The 17,668-nt window shown below is 74.4% G+C and carries 16 protein-coding genes and 1 pseudogene; 12 read left to right on the top strand and 5 right to left on the bottom strand.

The genetic code is table 11. The features are described from left to right. Window positions 1-130 precede the first annotated feature (130 nt). Window positions 131-868 (top strand): DUF2278 family protein, encoded by a 738-nt coding sequence (locus tag SM793_RS21455; protein WP_320439862.1) that lies wholly within the window; start codon window positions 131-133, stop codon window positions 866-868. A gap of 129 nt (window positions 869-997) precedes the next feature. Continuing rightward, window positions 998-1,960 carry a hypothetical protein gene (locus tag SM793_RS21450; protein WP_320439861.1) on the top strand — a complete coding sequence of 321 codons (963 nt, stop codon included), beginning with the start codon at window positions 998-1,000 and terminating at the stop codon, window positions 1,958-1,960. A gap of 150 nt (window positions 1,961-2,110) precedes the next feature. Here SM793_RS21450 and SM793_RS21445 read toward each other — a convergent pair whose 3' ends face one another. Next, window positions 2,111-3,823 carry a carbohydrate binding domain-containing protein gene (locus SM793_RS21445; protein ID WP_320439860.1) on the bottom strand — a complete coding sequence of 571 codons (1,713 nt, stop codon included), beginning with the start codon at window positions 3,821-3,823 and terminating at the stop codon, window positions 2,111-2,113. Window positions 3,824-4,593: 770 nt separating this feature from the next. On the opposite strand from SM793_RS21445, the gene SM793_RS21440 reads away from it, so the two are divergent. Beyond that, window positions 4,594-6,636 carry an ABC transporter ATP-binding protein gene (locus tag SM793_RS21440; RefSeq protein WP_320439859.1) on the top strand — a complete coding sequence of 681 codons (2,043 nt, stop codon included), beginning with the start codon at window positions 4,594-4,596 and terminating at the stop codon, window positions 6,634-6,636. A 105-nt stretch (window positions 6,637-6,741) separates the two neighbouring features. Here the strand turns inward: SM793_RS21440 and SM793_RS21435 are convergent, their stop codons facing one another. After that, window positions 6,742-7,341: a phosphoribosylanthranilate isomerase gene (locus tag SM793_RS21435; protein ID WP_320439858.1), complete on the bottom strand. Its 600-nt coding sequence runs from the start codon at window positions 7,339-7,341 to the stop codon at window positions 6,742-6,744. Window positions 7,342-7,503: 162 nt separating this feature from the next. On the opposite strand from SM793_RS21435, the gene SM793_RS21430 reads away from it, so the two are divergent. Beyond that, window positions 7,504-7,800: a hypothetical protein gene (locus SM793_RS21430; RefSeq protein ID WP_320439857.1), complete on the top strand. Its 297-nt coding sequence runs from the start codon at window positions 7,504-7,506 to the stop codon at window positions 7,798-7,800. A gap of 46 nt (window positions 7,801-7,846) precedes the next feature. On the opposite strand, the gene SM793_RS21425 is transcribed toward SM793_RS21430, so the two are convergent. After that, window positions 7,847-8,509: a GNAT family N-acetyltransferase gene (locus tag SM793_RS21425; protein WP_320439856.1), complete on the bottom strand. Its 663-nt coding sequence runs from the start codon at window positions 8,507-8,509 to the stop codon at window positions 7,847-7,849. 143 nt (window positions 8,510-8,652) lie between these two features. Between SM793_RS21425 and SM793_RS21420 the strand changes: the two genes are divergently transcribed. Both SM793_RS21420 and SM793_RS21415 read left to right on the top strand, forming a co-directional pair. Continuing rightward, a complete protein-coding gene (locus SM793_RS21420) occupies window positions 8,653-9,156 on the top strand; it encodes a metallophosphoesterase (RefSeq protein WP_320439855.1) in 504 nt (167 codons plus the stop codon). Between the two features lie 65 nt (window positions 9,157-9,221). Beyond that, a pseudogene (locus tag SM793_RS21415) lies at window positions 9,222-9,550 on the top strand (transposase); the annotation flags it as partial. Window positions 9,551-9,623: 73 nt separating this feature from the next. Here SM793_RS21415 and SM793_RS21410 read toward each other — a convergent pair. Then, the gene (locus SM793_RS21410; protein ID WP_320439854.1) at window positions 9,624-10,055 is read right to left on the bottom strand and encodes a VOC family protein; all 432 of its coding nucleotides are present in this window, start codon (window positions 10,053-10,055) and stop codon (window positions 9,624-9,626) included. Window positions 10,056-10,235: 180 nt separating this feature from the next. Beyond that, window positions 10,236-11,183 (bottom strand): GlxA family transcriptional regulator, encoded by a 948-nt coding sequence (locus SM793_RS21405; protein ID WP_320439853.1) that lies wholly within the window; start codon window positions 11,181-11,183, stop codon window positions 10,236-10,238. A 71-nt stretch (window positions 11,184-11,254) separates the two neighbouring features. Between SM793_RS21405 and SM793_RS21400 the strand changes: the two genes are divergently transcribed. From SM793_RS21400 to SM793_RS21375, 6 genes are all read left to right on the top strand, one after another. Next, complete coding sequence (locus tag SM793_RS21400; protein ID WP_320439852.1) at window positions 11,255-11,890, top strand: HD domain-containing protein; 636 nt, start codon at window positions 11,255-11,257, stop codon at window positions 11,888-11,890. 202 nt (window positions 11,891-12,092) lie between these two features. After that, window positions 12,093-13,103 (top strand): hypothetical protein, encoded by a 1,011-nt coding sequence (locus tag SM793_RS21395; protein ID WP_320439851.1) that lies wholly within the window; start codon window positions 12,093-12,095, stop codon window positions 13,101-13,103. 128 nt (window positions 13,104-13,231) lie between these two features. Continuing rightward, window positions 13,232-13,783 carry a hypothetical protein gene (locus SM793_RS21390; RefSeq protein ID WP_320439850.1) on the top strand — a complete coding sequence of 184 codons (552 nt, stop codon included), beginning with the start codon at window positions 13,232-13,234 and terminating at the stop codon, window positions 13,781-13,783. A 93-nt stretch (window positions 13,784-13,876) separates the two neighbouring features. After that, window positions 13,877-14,623, top strand: coding sequence for a phosphotransferase family protein (locus tag SM793_RS21385; RefSeq protein WP_320439894.1), 747 nt, complete (start codon window positions 13,877-13,879; stop codon window positions 14,621-14,623). Between the two features lie 462 nt (window positions 14,624-15,085). After that, a complete protein-coding gene (locus SM793_RS21380; protein ID WP_320439849.1) occupies window positions 15,086-16,102 on the top strand; it encodes a MerR family transcriptional regulator in 1,017 nt (338 codons plus the stop codon). Between the two features lie 129 nt (window positions 16,103-16,231). Then, on the top strand, window positions 16,232-17,545 hold the full coding sequence (locus SM793_RS21375; protein ID WP_320439848.1) for a deoxyribodipyrimidine photo-lyase: 1,314 nt from the start codon (window positions 16,232-16,234) through the stop codon (window positions 17,543-17,545). Window positions 17,546-17,668: the final 123 nt, after the last annotated feature.

Here is a 17,668-nt window from a genome sequence, read left to right as displayed (position 1 = left end):
GGCGCCCGGGCCCATCCGCCCCCGAACCCATCCGCCCCCGGGCCCATCCGCTCCTCCACAAGGCCACGCCCGGAGCAGGGCCACGCCCGCGCCTGGGCTCGCCCGGGCCCGCGGCGTGCGAACCTGGGCCATGCCCCTTCCCCTGTACGGCGTGGCCGTCGGCACCTTCCAGGACTTCTCGCGCGACCCCTCGCACGACTTCGGCCAGTGGTACCACGGCCACCTGACCCTGGCGACACCCACCGGCGCCTTCGAGGCCGCCCTCGACGTCGACGCTCCCGGTAGCATCGGCGTGTCCTACCGGCTGGTGGACGGCCTGCACCGCTCCGACCTGGGCTCCGTCGGCCACCTGTCCGACGGCTTCCAACGGCTCGACTCGACCGCCACCTCCGGCGCGCTGGACTACGCCCGCAGTCCGCTGCTCCGCGACCCCGACTGGCTGCGCACCTGCAGGAGGCTGGTGCTGCGGGTGGTCTCGCTGCTGCAGAAGCAGCCCGTCGGCGCGCCGGCGTTCGGCCCGACGGTGGCCGACCGGCTGGTGGCGCTGCTCCACAAGCTGCCGAACCGCCCCGTCGCGGCGTACCCGTGGGTGGCCAGCAACGGCGACAACGCACTCGACGTGCTGGAGCCCCTGCTCCGCTCCGCCGAGCGGATCTACGTCTTCGGCCAGCGCTTTACCACCGGCCTCGGTGTCCACGACGTGCACCTCAACCAGGGCGACCCGCTGGGCAGTCAGTGGTACGACACCGACGGCACCTGGCAGGACGGCGCCGTCGTCTGCGAGTTCGCGGACGGGCGGGTGGTCGTCTGGCAGATCCGGTTCAACACCCAGAGCCTGAACACCGACGGCGCCGGCCACCCGCTCTGACCGACCCGCTCGGATCGACCCGCTCCGGCCGACCCGCTCCGGCCGACCCGCTCCGATCGACTTGCCCGCACCGCGGGCCCGAAACCTTCCTGTGGGAGGATCCCGCCCGGATGATCGACGTCGGGGGCGGTGGGGCACGTGTTGGTCTGGGTGGCGCGGGTGAGCGCGGTGGGCGCGTGGGCGGTCCTGTCCGTCGCAATCGTATGGGCGTTCGGCCTGGGCGGCGGGACCCGTCGGCCGCTGACCACGCTCGACACCCTCGGCCGGATCGGTATCGGCCTGCTCTGGCTGCGAGTGGCGGCGCTGTGGGCGGCCAAGGCCGTCCGGGTGTGGACCAGGCGCGAGCGCCACCGGGTCTCCCTGTCCAAGGACGCCGCCCCGCCGCGGTTCCGGGTGCCGCTGACCTTCGACGCGGCCCCCTGGGTCTGGGTGCGCCTGGCCGCCGTCCTCCTGCTGCTGCCGGTCGCGGCCGCGCTCCCGGGCGCCCTGAACGCGATGGACGGCGGCGAGGCCGTGCGCGCGCTCAAGAACGCGGGCGCGGTGCTGTCCACCGCGACAGTGGTCGGGGTGACGGACGCCGAGGAGGTCGAGGACTCCGACGGCGTGGTGACGCACTACGACTCCGATCTGGAGCTCGTCCTCCCCGACGGCAGCCGGATCACCGCCTGGGGCGCCGACACCGCCGAGGAGCCCCGCGCCGACGACCGGGTGCAGGTCCTGTGGGCCCCGTCGGCGCCCCAGCTGGTCCCCCTGGTGCGCACCGAGGACCTCTCCCAGCACGTCGACACCGGCATGACGATCGGCGGCATGCGCCTCTTCCTGCTGCTGTTCTTCGGCCTGTTCTTCGTCTGCTTCGTGGTGCCGCTGTCCGTCGCGGCGGGCGCGGACGAGCTGCACGACCTGGCCTGGCGGCCCCTGGCCCAGACCGCCCTCCCCGTCCTGGCCACCCTTCTCTTCCTGTGGATCCGCCCACTGCTCACCGGGGTCGGCATCGGCGGCCCCGAGTCGGTCCTGCCCGCCGTCTTCGGCGGCTTCGCGGTCCCGCTGCTCCTTCTGTACATCGGCCTGGCCGTCCGGGCGCTGCTCGACTGACCGTTCCTGACCGTTCCTGGCAGGGCACCGCGGGCGCCCGGGACCCCCGGATGCCTCGGACGACGGCGGGGCCCCGGGAGCATCACGTGCTCCCGGGGCCCCTTGCCGTCGCGGGTGTCGGCTGGACGTCGGCGCGACCTCAGGAGGACCTCAACGGCCCTGGAGGGACTTCGCGTTGTCGCCGAAGCTCCAGCCCTTCGAGCCGTCCCAGTTGATCGACCAGGTCATGAGCCCCTTCAACGCACCGCCGAAGGCGCCCCACGACTGGCTGACCAGGCTCGGCGCCATGTAGCCGCCGCCGGCGCCGGGCTGGGCCGGCAGACCGGGCACCTGCTTGTCGTACGGCACCTTGATGGTGGTGCCCTGGATGGTCAGGCCGTTGTTCAGGCACTCGGTCTGCTTGGTGAAGCCCTGGACGGTGCCGGCCTGGTAGGAGTCACCGGAGCAGCCGTACATGCTGCCGTTGTAGTACTGCATGTTCAGCCACCACAGGCGGCCGTTGTCCACGTACTTCTTGATGATCGGCAGGTAGGCGCCCCAGATCGAGCCGTAGGTGACGCTGCCGCCGGTGACGTAGGCGGTCTCGGGGGCCATCGTCAGACCGAATCCCGCGGGCATCTGGGCGAGGACGCCGTCGATGATGCGGATCAGGTTGGACTGGGAGGCGGACAGCGTGCCGATGCTGCCGCTGCCGGAGAGGCCGGTCTCGATGTCGATGTCGATGCCGTCGAAGTTGTACTTCTTCAGGATCGGGACGACGGTCGCGACGAACTTGTCCGCGACGGTGCTGGAGCCGAGGTCGATGCCCGCGGCGGCGCCGCCGATCGACATCAGCAGCGTCGCGCCGGCCGCCTTGGCCTGGCACATCTCGGCGGGGGTGGACACCTTGACGCCGACGTCCATGCCGTCCTGCCACAGGACGGTGCCGTCGGAGAGGATCACCGGGAAGGCGGCGTTGATGACGTTGTAGCCGTGCGCGGCGATCCGGCTGTCCGTGATCGGGACCCAGCCCATGCCGGGGTGCACGCCGTTGGAGGCGCCGTCCCAGTTCTCCCAGTAGCCCTGGAGGACCTTGCCCGCGGGGCGGGGCTTGGTCGGGCAGGTGTCACCGGTCGGCGGGGTGGTGGGAGGCGTCGTGGGAGGCGTCGTGGGAGGTGTCGTGGGAGGTGTCGTCGGCGGCGTGGTGGGCGGGGTGGTGGGAGGCGTCGTCGGCGGCGTCGTGGGCGGAGTGGTCGGCGGAGTGGTCGGCGGGGTGGTGGTGCCGCCGGGGCCGCTGAGCACCACGTCGTCCGCGTAGTACGCGGGCTGTCCGTACCAGCCGTGCAGGAAGACCGTCACCGAGGTGGTGCTCGGTCCGGTGCTGAAGCCGACGCTGAGCTGGCTGTAGGAGGCGCTGCTCGGCGTCCAGGTGGACTGGGCGCCGCTCAGGCCGGTACCGGTGGCGCCCAGGTAGATGTAGCTGCCCTGGACGTAGGCGCTCAGCGTGTACTGAGAGTTGGGCTGCACGCTGACGGTCTGGGTGCACTGGCCGCTGTCCGAGCCGGCCGGCGTGGCCTTGAGCGCGGAGGAGCCGGAGTGCGCCGGACTGCCGACGGCGACGCCGGAACCGCCGGAACACGTCCAGTCGGAGAGTCCGTTCTCGAAGCCGGGGTTGGCCATCAGGTTGGGGACCGCCGCCCCGGCGGTGACATTGCCGGCCACGACGAGGCCGGCGCCGATCACGGCGGCGGCGCTGACCAGCGCGAGGGAGCGGTTCACCGCGCTCGGTCCGGGTCCGGCGCGGCCGGTCCGGTACGTCCGGGCTGCGCGTTCCAGGGTGGCCCGGGGCTGCGGATCCGGGGTGCGCGACCTTCGACGGAACATGCTGTGCTCCCTTCCCGCCGAGCGCCAGGGACATGACCGACGCGTGGGGGCGTGACGCCCGGCTCTGGGTGAGGTGGGGGGACATGTGGGGCTGTGCCGGTCCGGATCGTAGGAGGGGCGGCCGGACACGTCAATAGGTCTGGACCAATTGCGAGGGTCTGGACCAATTAGGGAGGCAGCCCGCCCGCCCCGCGCGGCGGGCGTCCACCGGAGCCGCGCCCCCGACCCGAGGCTCCGACGGGACGGGCCGGGGTTGGCCGGATCGGGCGGCCACCGCGGGCACGAGGACCGACGGGCCGTCAGGCTGCCCTGCGCGGGCGGCAAACCGTCCCGGCGCCCGACCATCCGAACGAGTGAATCCGGCGAGGGCCGCCCCGGCTCCCGGCCGCCCGCCCGACACGCCGTGCACCCCCGGCCCCGGGCGGCCCCGGACCACCGGCGGCGTGCTCGAAAAGTCCCTGTTCGACCCGGGCTCGCCCGGAGGGAAATCCGCTTGAACGACGCGTTCGAACAGCACCATCATCGGACCTCACCCCGCCCGTGACGGATCCGCCAACTCGGCTTCCTGGCAGTCGAGTTGTGCTTCCTCGCCATGGCCGGACCCGGTACTTCCACCCGTCCGCGCACCGCCCCGCGACTGGAGACCCTGTGCCCTGTCACCCCGCCCCGCCGCTCCACGTCCCACCCGTCCCCGCACCCCTACCGGCCCCACCCGCCCCGCCGGCCGCCACGGCCCCGCCGGCCCGCGCAGCGCAGAAGGAGGCGAACGCTTGAGCACCACGACGACCTCGGCCGGGACCTCCGACGAGGAACTGCGGTGGCTCGCCGACGGGCGCCGCATCGAGGCGATCGAGGCGATCAGCGTCAGCGCGATGGCCCGCCGGCTGCCGGCGCTCGTCGTCCGCGCCTTCCGCCTCGGCTGGCGCATCGACCGGACCTCCGTCGCCCTGCTCCTCGCCTGCCAGACGGTGTCCGCCCTCCTCGGCGCGGCCGGCCTGTTCGCGACCACCGGGACGATCTCGGCCCTCTTCGGCCCCGGCCAGGTCGGCGCCAAACTCACCCATGCCGCACCGTCGATCCTCGTGATCGCGGCAGCCGCCGGCGCCCGGTCCCTGCTGGGCATCACCGTCCAGTCCATCACCATCCACCTCTCACCGCGCATCTCCCGGGAGGCGGAGGCCTCGGTGCTGCGCGCCACCGTCGCGGCCGAGCTGACCGCCTACGACCACGCCGGCTACAACGACGAGCTGGAGGCCGCCGACCGGGGCGCCGAGGTCTGTGTGGACATCGTCGGCGAGGCGCAGAACCTGCTCGCCTCCCTCGCCTCCCTCCTCGGCGCGGCCGGTGTGCTGACCGTGCTCCACCCCGCGCTGCTCCCCCTGCTGGTGCTGGCGGCGCTGCCCCAGGGAATCGCCTCGGTGCACGCCGCCCGGGTGCAGTTCCTGGCCAACCGGGCCACGATCGGTGACCGCCGGATCATGGCCAACCTGCGCTGGTACATCCACCTCAAGCGCCACGCCGACCAGGTCCGCTCCGACACCATGGGCGAGTTCCTGCTCAGCAAGTACGACCACGTCGGGCGGCGGCTGGACGCCAACTCACGGCAGGCGGCGCGGCGCAGTGCCCGGGTGTCGGTGGTCGGCGCCGCCGCCTCCGGGCTCGGGACGGCCCTGGTCTGGGCGGCGATGCTGTGGCTGGTCAGCACCGGCCGGATGAGCCTGCCGCGCGGCGGCGCCGCCGTGTTCGCGCTGGCCGCCGTCGGCACCAGCCTGCGCGGCATCGTCGGCTACGGCGCCGATCTGTTCCGCACCGGCATGTACCTCGACGACTGGTCGAACTTCCTCGACACCGCCGGCGGCCACCGGCCCGAGCGCGGCGCCGGAACGCCCGGGGCACCGGCGCGGATCGCCGTGGAGGACCTCAGCTACGGCTACCCCGCCGCCGACCGCAAGGCGTTGGACGGGGTGAGCCTGCACGTCGAGCGCGGAGAGATCCTCGCCCTGGTCGGCGAGAACGGCTCCGGCAAGACCACCCTCTCCAAGCTCCTGGCCGGCCTCTACCTCCCCGACGCCGGAGCGGTGCGGTGGGACGGGCGCGACACCCGCGAGCTGGACCCGCACGCCCTGTGGCGCCAGGTCGCCGTGGTCCCGCAGGACTACGCGCGCTGGCCCATGACCTGCCGCGAGAACATCACACTGGGCCAGCCCACGCCCGAGGGCGACGCGGCGGTGCTGCGCGCCGCCGACGCGTCCGGGGCCTCCGACGTGGTCGCCAAGCTCCGCCGGGGCCTGTCCACCCTGCTGGCGGTGGAGTGGATGGGCGGCGAGGAGCTGTCCGGCGGGCAGTGGCAGCGCCTGGCCATCGCCCGGGCCTTCCACCGCGAGGCCGGGCTGCTCGTCCTGGACGAGCCGACCGCCGCGCTCGACCCGCGCGCCGAGCACCGGATCTTCCAGAACCTGCGGGCCGTCGCCCGGGAGCGCGCGGTCGTGCTGGTCACCCACCGCCTCACCAACGTGGCCGTCGCCGACCGGATCGTGGTCCTGGAGAACGGCCGGGTCCTCCAGGAGGGGACCTTCGCCGAACTGGTCGCCGACGGGGCCGGGCGGTTCAGGGAGCTGTGGGACCTGCAGAACGAACGCACCGGCCTGCCGACCCAGCGGACCCGGCCGCCGCAGGAGTCCGAAGAACCCGAGAAGTTTGATAAGTCCGATAAATCCGAGGCGACCGAGAAGTCCGAGGGGACCGGGGAGGACGAGGGGACCGGGGAGGACGAGGGGACCGGGGAGGACGAGAGGGCCAGGGAGTCCGGGTAACGGTGCTGACGGGCCGGAGCGACGGGTTTCGCCGCTCCGGCCCGGCGCCCGCGCACGCCGCCGGGCCCGCGCTCGGACGGGCGGGCCGGACCGGACGGACGAGGGTCAGCGGGCCTTGGCGGCGTGGACGAACTCGGTGATCAGATCGGGGTCCTTGACCCCGCGCCGGACCTCGACCCCGCTGGAGACGTCCACGCCCCACGGGTTCGCGGCCACGATGGCCTCGCGGACGTTCGCCGGGCTGAGACCGCCCGCCAGCAGCCACTTCCCGGCCGGCGGGCGGGCGCCCAGTTCGGCCCAGTCCCACGGGTCCCCGGCGCCCGGCACCGGTGCGTCGAGCAGCAGCAGGTCCTCGCCGAAGTCCCCGCAGTCCGCCCCGGCCGCCTTCGCCGCCGAGGTGGCCCGGACCAGCGGCAGTCCCAGGTCCGACAGCTCGGCGAAGGCACCCGCCGGGTGGTTGCCGTGCAACTGCACCGCCCGGACCCCGGCCGCGCGCACCGCCGCGCGCACGTACTCGGCCGGCTCCTCCCGGAACACCGCCACCGTCAGCACCTCCTCGGGCACCGCCGCCACCAACTCCCGCACCAGCCCGGGCTCCACCCGGCGCGGGCTCTCGGTCAGCACGAAGCCCAGCGCGTCGGCACCGGCCGCGACGGCAGCGGCCACATCCACAGCGGTACTCAGACCGCAGATCTTCACGAACATGTTCCCGGGCACTCCCCACTGGACGGCCTAGCCAGCGTAGTACCGGTGCCGGGGCGAGGGCACCCGGCCCGGCGCCCGGGGGTCCGGCGGCCGTCGTCCGGCCGGTTGGTCCGGATGCCACGTGCGGGTGCAGCCCGACGGCCCGACGGGAACGGTGGGGGGATGGACACCGTTGTCGTACTGGAATCTGACACACCGACCAATGCCCAGGCCGTGGGACCCGGCTACCCCCCGGCCGGTTCCGAGAGCCCGGTGCGCCGCGCGCACGCCGCCCCCGCGGAGGCCTCCGGCGTCTGCGGCCCCCGCACCCTGTGCGGACTGGACACCTCCGAGATGACCCTCGCACCGCACCGCTCCGGCCTGGACCGGCCGGACTGGCAGACCTGCGACGTGTGCCGGGCCAACGGGGAGGCGGCCGGGGCCGACCGCCGACACCCGGCGAGCAGCTCCGCCGTCTGACACCCCACCCACCGGAAGATCTTCAGCACCCGCCGGTGAGACGACGTCACTTCGGCGGGTGAGAACCGAAAGATTTCCTGTCCTTGACGACACCCGCCTTGACGACAGCCAGCCTGACCACACCCGGCCTGACCACACCCGGCCTGACCACACCCGGCCTGACCGCGCCCTCCTCGACCACGCCCTCCTGGCGGCCCAGCCGCCAGACCAGTTCCTCGCCGGTCCCGACCGGACGGCGGCGGTCCTCGGTGAAGCCCAGCCGGGCCGCGACGGCGCCGCTCGCGTGATTGGCCGGGTCGTGGGATATCTCGACGTGCTGCACGCCCGGGAACCGGAAGGCCTCGGCGACCAGGGCGCCCGCGGCCCGGGTCGCCACACCGCGCCCGGTGGCCGCCGGGTGGAGCCAATAGCCGATCTCCATGACCCCGCCCGCGCCGCCCTCCCGCCGGAACAGCTGGCAGGCGCCGACTATCGCCCCTCCGAGCACCACCGCGAAGGTGAAGTCCCGGCCCGCCTCCCACGCCTCCTGGCGCCGCGCCAGGAATTCGGCGGTCCGGTCCTGGCTGTGCTCGTCGACCCACGTCATCCACGGCCGGAGGTGTCCCCGCGCCGCATCGATGACCTCGAACAGCTCCGCGCGGTCCCCCTCGGGGTCGAAACGGCGAAGGGTCAGGTCGTCCAGCTCGATCACCCGCGGCGGCATCTCCATTGGCGAAGGATCACCCCGATCGCCGCCGAGGGCAAGGGAACGCGGTCGGGGAGGCCAGGGGCCCCGGCCGGGCGCGGGAGGCCGACCGGGTGGTTCCCGGAGCGGCCCGAAGCCCCCGGGGCCGGGCGGTCGTTCTCACCGTGATGCGACTGCTGCTGACCTCCGACACCCACCTCCCGACCCGGGCGCGGGCTCTGCCCGTGCGGCTGCTCGACGCGCTCGACGAGGCCGACGTCGTGTTCCACGCCGGCGACTGGGTCGACACCGCCACCCTCGACCTGTTCCGGTCCCGGTCCGAACGGCTGGTCGCCGTGCACGGGAACAACGACGGGGCGGCGCTGCGGGAGCAACTGCCCGCGATCGCCCGGGTGCGACTCCAGGGCGTCCGCTTCGCGGTGGTGCACGAGACCGGCCCCGCCCGGAACCGGGAACAGCGCTGCGAGGCCCGGTTCCCCGACACCGATGTGCTGGTCTTCGGACACAGCCACATCCCCTGGGACAGCCTCGCGCCGGGCGGCCTGCGGCTGCTCAACCCGGGCTCGCCGACCGACCGGCGCAGCCAGCCATTCGCCACCTTCCTCACCGCCCGGCTGGACGACGGACAGCTCACCGAGGTGCGGCTCCACCGCCTGCCACCCCGCCGCTGAGCCGCCCCACCCCCGCCGACCCGCCGCCGAAAGCGCGGACGGACGGCGCCGCTCCTGGGAAACGGGGCCGTCCAGGCTGGTCGTCGGGTGTCAGCTGCAGGGCGTGGGAGGAATCCGGGGCCAAGGCCGCCGCCGTCGGCGAACGACCACGATCGCCGACGGCGGCTACTCCGGAACCGGCCTCGTCATCCCGCACCGCCGTCCCGGAGACGGCGAACTGACTGACTGGCAGGCCGACCACCACGACGACCACAAACGGGTTCGCGCCCGCGTCGAGCACGTCTTCGCCCGGTTGAAGACCTGGAAGATCCTGCGCGCCTGCCGCCCGGGAGGCGACGGTGTACGCCACGCGATGCACGGCGTTGCCCGCCTGTACAACCTCGCTCTCACGGGATGGCTCCCGCCGCATGCGGGACCTGAAAGGTTCCCGAGCGAAAGCTCCCCACCTCGCAGTCTCGGAGGAGAGATCAGGCGAGGCAGAACTCGTTGCCCTCGATGTCCTGCATCGTGATGCAGGACTCGTTGACGCCATCGGCGCGCTGCGTCAGCACGTGCTTCGCGCCGAGCACCGTCAGCCGTGCGCATTCGGCCTCGAGGGTGGCCAGGCGCTCGTCACCCACGAGCCCGACGCCGGCCCGCACATCGAGATGCACCCGGTTCTTGGCGACCTTTCCTTCGGGAACTCGCTGGAAGAGCAGGCGCGGGGCCACACCCGAGGGATCAGTGCACGCGAAGTAGACCGCATCCTCGGGCGGCAGCGAGCGGTAGCACTCCTCCCACGTGGCGAAGCCCTCCGGGACCGCCGGCATGACGTACCCCAGCACCTCGCACCAGAAGGCGGCGAGGCGCACAGGATCCGCGCAGTCGAAGGTCACTTGGAACTGTTTGATCGTTGACATTGGCGCACAATAACAGGGGCCCTGCTCATCTCCGCAGGTCAGGGGGTCCGCGGGTGGTCAGGAGGAGGGTTGCCCGCTGTCGTGTCGTGCGGTCGCAGGGGTGGACCGAGGTCGGCGTCTCCCCGAAGGGAACCCGGCCGGCCACTCCCGTGCTGTCGAGGACCAGTTACGGGACGACCTTCACGCCCGGAAGGTGGCCCGGTACTCCGCCGGGGAGGTGCCGAGGTGGCGGTGGAAGGCCGCGCGGAAGGCGGCGGGACTGCCCAGGCCGCTGAGGCGGGCGACCTGTTCGACCGGGGTCGGGGTCGTCTCCAGGAGTTCGCGGGCCCAGTCGAGGCGGGCGGCGGTCAGCCAGGCCATCGGGGAGCTGTCGGTCTCCTGCTGGAAGCGGCGGATGAACGTCCGGCGGGACATGTGCGCGCGCCGGGCGAGTTCGTCGACGCTCTGCCGGTGCGCGAGGTTGTCGAGCATCCAGGCGCGGACCGCCGCGAGGTCGTCCCCGCGCGCGTCGGGCCGCAGGCGTTCGACGAACTGGGCCTGGCCGCCGGGGCGTTGGGGCGGGGCGACGAGCGCCCGGGCCCGGGCGTTGGCGGCGGCGGCACCGTGGTCCCGCCGGATGATGTGCAGACAGAGGTCGACCCCGGCGGTCACTCCGGCGGAGGTGAGGATGTCGCCGTCGTCGACGAAGAGCAGGTTCGGCCGGACGTCGACCCGGGGGTACCGACGCTGCAACGCGGCGGCGTCGCGCCAATGGGTGGTCGCGGGGCGGCCGTCCAGCAGCCCCGCGGCCGCCAGGGCGAACGCGCCCGTGCAGATCGACACCAGCCGCGCCCCGCGCGCGTGTGCCGAGCGGAGTGCCGCCAGCACCGTGCCGGGAAGCGGCGCCGCCGGGTCCTCGTAGCCCGGGACGACGACGGTGGCGGCGTCCCGCAGCGCCTCCAGCCCGGCCGAGGTGGCGATGCTGACGCCGTCGCCGAGGACCGGTCCGGCCGACGGATCGGTGCAGACGGTGACGCGGTAGTGCGGGTCCGGCCCGAAGGTCTGCACCGGAATGCCGAGATCGAGCAGGAGGACGCCGGGCAGGGCCAGCACCGCGATCCGGTGGGGTTCGGGCGGCGGTTCGATCATGGCACGATCCTAGCGCTGCGCGGCCCGCGTGCCACTGTCGCGGTCCGATCCCCGCTTCGTAGCCTGCGGACATGGACTCCTTCTCACTCGACCTGCCGACCGGCCCGCTGGCCGAAGCCGTCCTCGCCGCCGCGCGGACCTCCGAGAGCCCCTCGCTGGTCAACCACAGCGTGCGCAGCTTCCTGTTCGCCGAACTGCTCGCCGCCCACCAGGGCTGCCTGGACGACGCCGCCTACGACCGCGGCCTGCTCTTCGCCGCCACCGTCCTGCACGACCTGGGTGCGGGCGAACTCGCCAAGGGGGAAGCCCGGTTCGAGGTGGAGGGCGCCGACCTGGCGGCCGAACTGCTGCGCCGCCACCATGTCCCCGAGGCGGACGTCGACCGGGTGTGGGAGGCGATCGCCCTGCACACCTCGCCCGGCATCGCCGAGCGCCGCGGCCTGCTCTGCCACCTCACCCGCGAGGGCATCGGCGCGGACTTCGGGCGCAACGCGGACCTCGTCGCCGACTGGGCGCCCCGGATCCACTCCGCCCACCCCCGCCTGGACATGGTCCGCACCCTCGTCGACGCGATCGTGGAACGCGCCGCCCGGACCGAAGCCGCCGCCCCCCGCTACTCCCTCGGCGGCGAGCTGCTCCGCGAACGCCGCGCCGACGGTGTGACCTCCCTGGAGCGCGCCGCCGCGTCCTGCCCCTGGGGCGAGTAGGGCGCGGCCGGTCAGCGGTGGAAGACCTGGAGCCGCCCCCGGCCCGGGCGGGACCAGGTCGGCCGGAGCGGACGGCACGGGCGCGGAGATTTCGGTTATCGCGCGGGCCGGCGGCGGTCTCCTGGTCGGGTACCGGGTCCGGTCCCCCTGGTCCCGGACCCGGCGCCCGCCGAACCGCGCGCGCCCCGGGAGAGAACCGCCGATGACCGCTCCGCCCGCCCGACCGACCCTCGCCGGACCGCGCGCCGACCGGCCGACCACCGACCGGCCGACCACCGACCGGCCGGCCCTCGCCGGACCGCTCGCGCATCCGCTCGCCCGCCGCTGGCTGCTCGCGTCCTGCGTGCCGGTGCTGCTCGTGCTCGGGATGGCGCTGACCGTCCCGCCGGCGCCCTCGGCCGCCGACCGGGCCACCACGGCGGAGGCACCGGGCACGGCGGGCATGGCCGGGATGGCCGGGATGGCGGGGACGGCAGGAGTGCCGGGCGACTCCCGGGACCTCGCCGCCACGGGCCTCGCCGCCGAGCGGAACGGCTACCGGCTCGACCTCGCGGGCCCCGGGCCGACGGCCGGGCGGGCGACGGACCTCCGGTTCACCGTCGCCGGTCCGGACGGCTCCCCCGTCACCGACTTCGCCGTCCACCAGACCAAGAAGCTGCACTTCTACGCCATCCGCGACGACCTCACCGGCTTCCAGCACCTCCACCCGGACCTGGCCGAGGACGGCACCTGGACCGCCGCTCTCGCCGCCCTCGCCCCGGGCACCTGGCGGCTGTACGCCGACTTCGTCCCGAACACCGGCCCCCACGCCGCCGAACTGGTCCTCAGCCGGACCGTGACGGTACCCGGCGAGGCGACCCCGGTGCCGCTGCCCGCCCCGGGCGGCACCGCCACCGCCGACGGCTACACCGTCACCCTGACCGCGCGGCCGACGGCCGGGGCGCACCGGCTGACCGCCGTCGTCAGCCGGGACGGCCGCCCGGTCGGCGACCTCCAGCCGTACCTGGACGCCTACGCCCACCTCAGCGCCTTCCACGAGGGCGATCTCGCCATGGCCCACCTCCATCCGGCGGGCACGGTGGACGGCGACCACGGCGGGCCGGAGCTGACCTTCCAGGCCCTGTTCCCCGAACCGGGCAACTGGCGGGTCTTCCTCCAGTTCCGCACCTCGGGGCAGCTGCACACCGCCGCGCTCACCCTGCGCGTCGACTGACGACGGTCCCGGATCGGCCGTTCCGGCGAATGCGGGCCCCGGAGCGGTGAGCGACCGCTCCGCCCGGTGATCCGTCAACGAGTGGCACACCCCGTGCCCACCGAACGGCGAGCACCAGGGAGTCCGGTATGACCATCGACCGCAGGAATGCGCTTCGGCTCACCTCACTGGCGGCGGCCGGTGCGGGGATCACCGGCGGGCTGGGCGGAGCCGCCCGGGCGGCGGACTCCGGGGCCGGAAGCTCCGGGACCGGGGACTCCGGGACCGGGGGCCACCGACCGGCGGCGCGGCAGCTCCTCCTGACGGGGAAGCGGACGGCTGCCGACATCCCGGACGTGTTCGTACCCGGCACGTCCTACTTCGTCCACTACGAGCTGCGGGACGCGGACGGCAACCCGGTCGGCACCGAGAGCGCGCAGTGCACCCCGGTGACCGTGGGGCCGGACGGGGCGCTCGTCCTCGCGTCGTTGGTCCTGGGCCTCGCCGACGGCATGATCACCGCCTCGGCCGCCTTCCAACGGCCGCTGCCCGCCCTGACCGAGGTCCTCGTCGCCCCCCGCCGGTGGTCCCACGTGTTCGCGGTCACCGGGGGGACCGCCGTCTACGACGGCGCCACCGGGGCCGTCACGATCGCGCACCTCTCCCGGGAGGACGACGTCCTCACCGTCGATCTCGACTGAGGTCCGGCACCCCGGCGCTGCCGAGGTCCGGGGAAAACTCCTGGCGGCCCGGGCCCCGGCCCCGGGATACTGACCGCCATGGACGAGGCCGCCGTGGACGAGGTCGAGGTCGTCGTCGCCCATTCCGAGCGGGCGACCCTGCGCGTCGGCGACGTCTTCCTCAAGGTGGACGCCGACCGGGTGCGCGCCGAGGTCGAGGTCCGGGCGATGGCTCTGGTGCCCGTCCCGACCCCCGAGGTGCTCTGGCACCGACCGCCCGTGCTCGCGATCGCCGCCCTCCCGGGGCGGGCGCTCGGCTGCTTCGGCCGGCCGTCGACCGCCTCCCCGGCGGCGTGGGCGGCGGCGGGTGCGGCGATCCGGACCCTGCACGACGCGCCGCTGCCGCCCTGGCCCGGCCGGAGCTCCGACGAACTCGCGGCGGCCCTCGACGTCGAATGCGCGTGGCTGGTGGCCAACGACGTGCTGCCCGGCGGCCTGGTCGCCCGCAACCGACGGATCGCGGAGGCCGCGCTCCGCCCGTGGACCCCGGTGTTCGTCCACGGCGACCTCCAGCCCAGCCATGTGTTCGTCGACGGCGAGGAGGTGACCGGCATCATCGACTGGTCGGAGGCGGCCCGCGGTGACGCGCTGTTCGACCTGGCGCTCCTGACGCTCGGGCACCGGGAGCGCCTGCGAGACGTCCTGGCGGGGTACGGCGCCGGGCCCGGCCTCGACGTCGACGTGATCCGCGCGTGGTGGGTGCTGCGGAGCCTGCTGGCGGTCCGCTGGCTGGCCGAGCACGGCTTCGACCCGTCCGCGCCGGGCTGCGAGATCGACGTGCTCCGAGCAGACCGCCTCTGACACGCCGCGTCGTCCGTCTGTCCGCCCGACCGTCTGTGTGTCCGTCTGTTCGCCTGTCGCGCGTCCGTTCTCCCTCGCCGTCCGACTCGATGCGGAAACGCTGCACGAACGACGCGACTGGGCCGGACGGGCCGGATCGCTGCACGGTGGACGGGTGAGTCCACGAACGCGGGCCCGTCGCCGGCCCCGTCACCGAACCTGTCACCGGCGCCGGCCCCGTCAGCGACCCCGGCGCCACGAGGATGACGGCGACGGCGGCAACACCGGGCGGGGCGGCCGCGATCGTAGAATCGCCGACCGGCCTCAAGCACGGCGTCGGGTGCCTCCGGCGCCCGGACCGTCCGCTCCGCGGGAGGACACCATGGTTCCCGACCGACCGCTCGCCCCGGGCGTCCCGCCACCGGAGGGGCCCGGGCCGCGCCCCGATCGCGGGGCGCTCACCGTGGGGAGGTTCGGGGAGTGGTGACGCCGCGGACCGCGCACCAGGAATCCCGGGCCGGTGAGGAGCCGGGCCTGCCCACCGGAGGGGTCGCCCAGCACCTGGGGGTGTCACCGACGACGGTCCGTTCCTGGGAGCGCCGCTACGGCATCGGCCCCGCCGACCGCCGCGCCGGGCACCACCGCCGCTGGAGCCCGCAGGACATCGCCGTCCTGGAGGCGATGTGCCGGCTGACGGCCAGGGGCGTGCCACCGGGCGAGGCCGCCCGCGCCGCACTGGCCCGACGCGCGGCCGACAACGCCGGCCCGGTCGGCGACGGCACCGGCACCGGTACCGGCACCGGCCCGGAGGACGCCCCGGCCGACCGTGCTCCCGGCGCCAGCCGGACGCTGCGGGTCGGGGCGGTGAGCCCCGAATGCCGCGGACTGGCCCGGGCCGCAGTGCGGTTGGACGCGCCGGAGATCACCGGGATCCTGCGCGGGGCCGTCGAGCGGCTCGGCGTGGTCGACGCCTGGACCGAGGTGATGATGCCCGCCCTCCAGGCCGTGGGGCGCAAGTGGGCGGTCGACGGTGAGCGGTTCGTCGAGGTCGAGCACCTGCTGTCCTGGCACGTCTCCAGCGTGCTGCGCGGTGCGGCGGTGGAGGCCGTCCGGGTCCGGCCGGTGCGGCCGGTGCTGCTGGCGGCGGCGCCGGGCGAGCAGCACACCCTGCCGCTGGAGGCCACTGCGGCGGCGCTGACCGAACGCGCCCTCCCCTTCCGGATGCTGGGCGCGGCCGTCCCGCCACGCGCGCTGCTCGACGCCGTCCACCGGCTCGGGCCGGGCGCCGTGATGATCTGGTCCCAGGACCGGCAGACCGCGGACCGCGGGCTGGTGCGCCAGGTGGGCGCCGGAAGGTGGGGCCCGCGCGGCTCCCGGGGCCGGGCGGCGGTCGTCGCGGCCGGTCCGGGCTGGGACCGGACCGGTACCCCGGGCGAGGCCGTGACGCCCCGCACCCTCGCCCGCGCCGTCGACCTCCTGGAGGAGGCGGTCACGGCCTGACGACCACTCAAGGCAGCCGAACCTGAAAGCCCGTAACCGACAGCCCCGACCGAGAGCCCGGAACCGGGAACCGGAAACCCGAGGCCGGAAACCCGAACCCCCGATCGCACCACCTGCGAGGCCCCACCCGTGACCGTATCGATCGCCCTGTTCACCCAGGACCTGCGCCTGCACGACAACCCCGTGCTGCACGCCGCGCGCACCTCCGCCGACCAGGTCGTCCCCTTGTTCGTCTCCGACCCCGCCGTCGAGGCCGCCGGCTTCGCCGCGCCCAACCGGCAGGCCTTCCTGGCCGACTGCCTCACCGATCTGGACGCCTCGCTGCGCGGGATCGGGTCCCGGCTGACCGTGCGCCGGGGCGAGGCCGCCGAGCAGACGGCGCGGGTCGCCGCCGAGGCCGGCGCCGCCACGGTGCATGTCGCCGCCGGGGTGACCGCCTTCGCCCAGCGCCGCGAGGAGCGCCTGCGCACGCTCCTCGGCGACCGCCTGCACGTCCACGACGCCTCCGTGACCGTGCTCCCGCCGGGCCGGGTCACCCCGGCCGGACGCGACCACTACGCGGTCTTCACCCCCTACCACCGCGCCTGGCAGGAGGCCCCGCGCCGCACCGTCCTCAGCGCCCCCAGGGCACTCTCCACCCCGGACGGCATCCGCAGCGACACGCTGCTCGTCGACGGCGCGACCTCCCCCGGCCTGCCGCCCGGCGGCGAGAGCGCGGGCCGGACCCGCTGGCGCCGGTGGGACATCGACGCCTACGCCGACATCCACGACGACCTGGCGGCGGACGACACCTCCCGGCTCTCGCCCTACCTGCACTTCGGGTGCCTCTCCCCCACCGAACTCGTCACCCGCGCCCTGCGGCACGACGGCCCCGGCGCGCAGGCGTTCGTCCGGCAGCTGGTCTGGCGGGACTTCCACCACCAGGTCCTCGCCGCCCGCCCCGACGCCGCGCACCACGACTACCGCGCCCGGGACGACCGCTGGCACCACGACGAGGCCGAGGCCGAGGCCTGGCGGCAGGGCCGCACCGGCTACCCGATCATCGACGCCGGGATGCGCCAACTCGCCCACGAGGGCTGGATGCACAACCGCGCCCGGCTGCTGACCGCGAGCTTCCTGGCCAAGAACCTCTACCTGGACTGGCGCGTCGGCGCCGCCCACTTCCTCTCCCTGCTGGTCGACGGCGATGTGGCCAACAACCAGCTCAACTGGCAGTGGGTGGCCGGCACCGGTACCGACACCCGGCCCAACCGGGTCCTCAATCCGCTGCGCCAGGCCGACCGTTACGACCCCGACGGCGCCTACGTGCGCCGCTGGGTCCCCGAACTCGCCCACCTGCCGGGCCCGTCGGTCCACCGGCCCTGGCTGTTCACCGCCGACTACCCGGAGCCGGTCCTCGACCCCGAGGCCCTGAACGCCCGCTTCCAGCACGGGCGTCCGTGACGGCCCCGCGGCGTCCGGGGGATCCAGCGAGGTCGCGGCACGGAATCGACCTCACATTGGGTCGCGGTGACCGGTTTACGGACAGCGTTGTCGCGTCTACCGTCGTACGTGCTCGACCGGTAC

Origin of the sequence: Kitasatospora purpeofusca (assembly GCF_034043715.1) — a bacterium.
In the GTDB taxonomy this organism is placed as follows: Bacteria; Actinomycetota; Actinomycetes; order Streptomycetales; family Streptomycetaceae; genus Kitasatospora; species Kitasatospora purpeofusca_A.
This window is presented reverse-complemented; position numbering and strand designations above follow the sequence as displayed.

Coding starts and splice junctions, on each gene's coding strand:
- SM793_RS21395 (WP_320439851.1), top strand. CDS start 12,093: ATGACCGCTCCGCCCGCCCGACCGACCCTCGCCGGACCGCGCGCCGAC.
- SM793_RS21425 (WP_320439856.1), bottom strand. CDS start 8,509: ATGGAGATGCCGCCGCGGGTGATCGAGCTGGACGACCTGACCCTTCGC.
- SM793_RS21410 (WP_320439854.1), bottom strand. CDS start 10,055: ATGTCAACGATCAAACAGTTCCAAGTGACCTTCGACTGCGCGGATCCT.
- SM793_RS21405 (WP_320439853.1), bottom strand. CDS start 11,183: ATGATCGAACCGCCGCCCGAACCCCACCGGATCGCGGTGCTGGCCCTG.
- SM793_RS21455 (WP_320439862.1), top strand. CDS start 131: ATGCCCCTTCCCCTGTACGGCGTGGCCGTCGGCACCTTCCAGGACTTC.
- SM793_RS21435 (WP_320439858.1), bottom strand. CDS start 7,341: ATGTTCGTGAAGATCTGCGGTCTGAGTACCGCTGTGGATGTGGCCGCT.
- SM793_RS21390 (WP_320439850.1), top strand. CDS start 13,232: ATGACCATCGACCGCAGGAATGCGCTTCGGCTCACCTCACTGGCGGCG.
- SM793_RS21400 (WP_320439852.1), top strand. CDS start 11,255: ATGGACTCCTTCTCACTCGACCTGCCGACCGGCCCGCTGGCCGAAGCC.
- SM793_RS21430 (WP_320439857.1), top strand. CDS start 7,504: ATGGACACCGTTGTCGTACTGGAATCTGACACACCGACCAATGCCCAG.
- SM793_RS21445 (WP_320439860.1), bottom strand. CDS start 3,823: ATGTTCCGTCGAAGGTCGCGCACCCCGGATCCGCAGCCCCGGGCCACC.
- SM793_RS21420 (WP_320439855.1), top strand. CDS start 8,653: ATGCGACTGCTGCTGACCTCCGACACCCACCTCCCGACCCGGGCGCGG.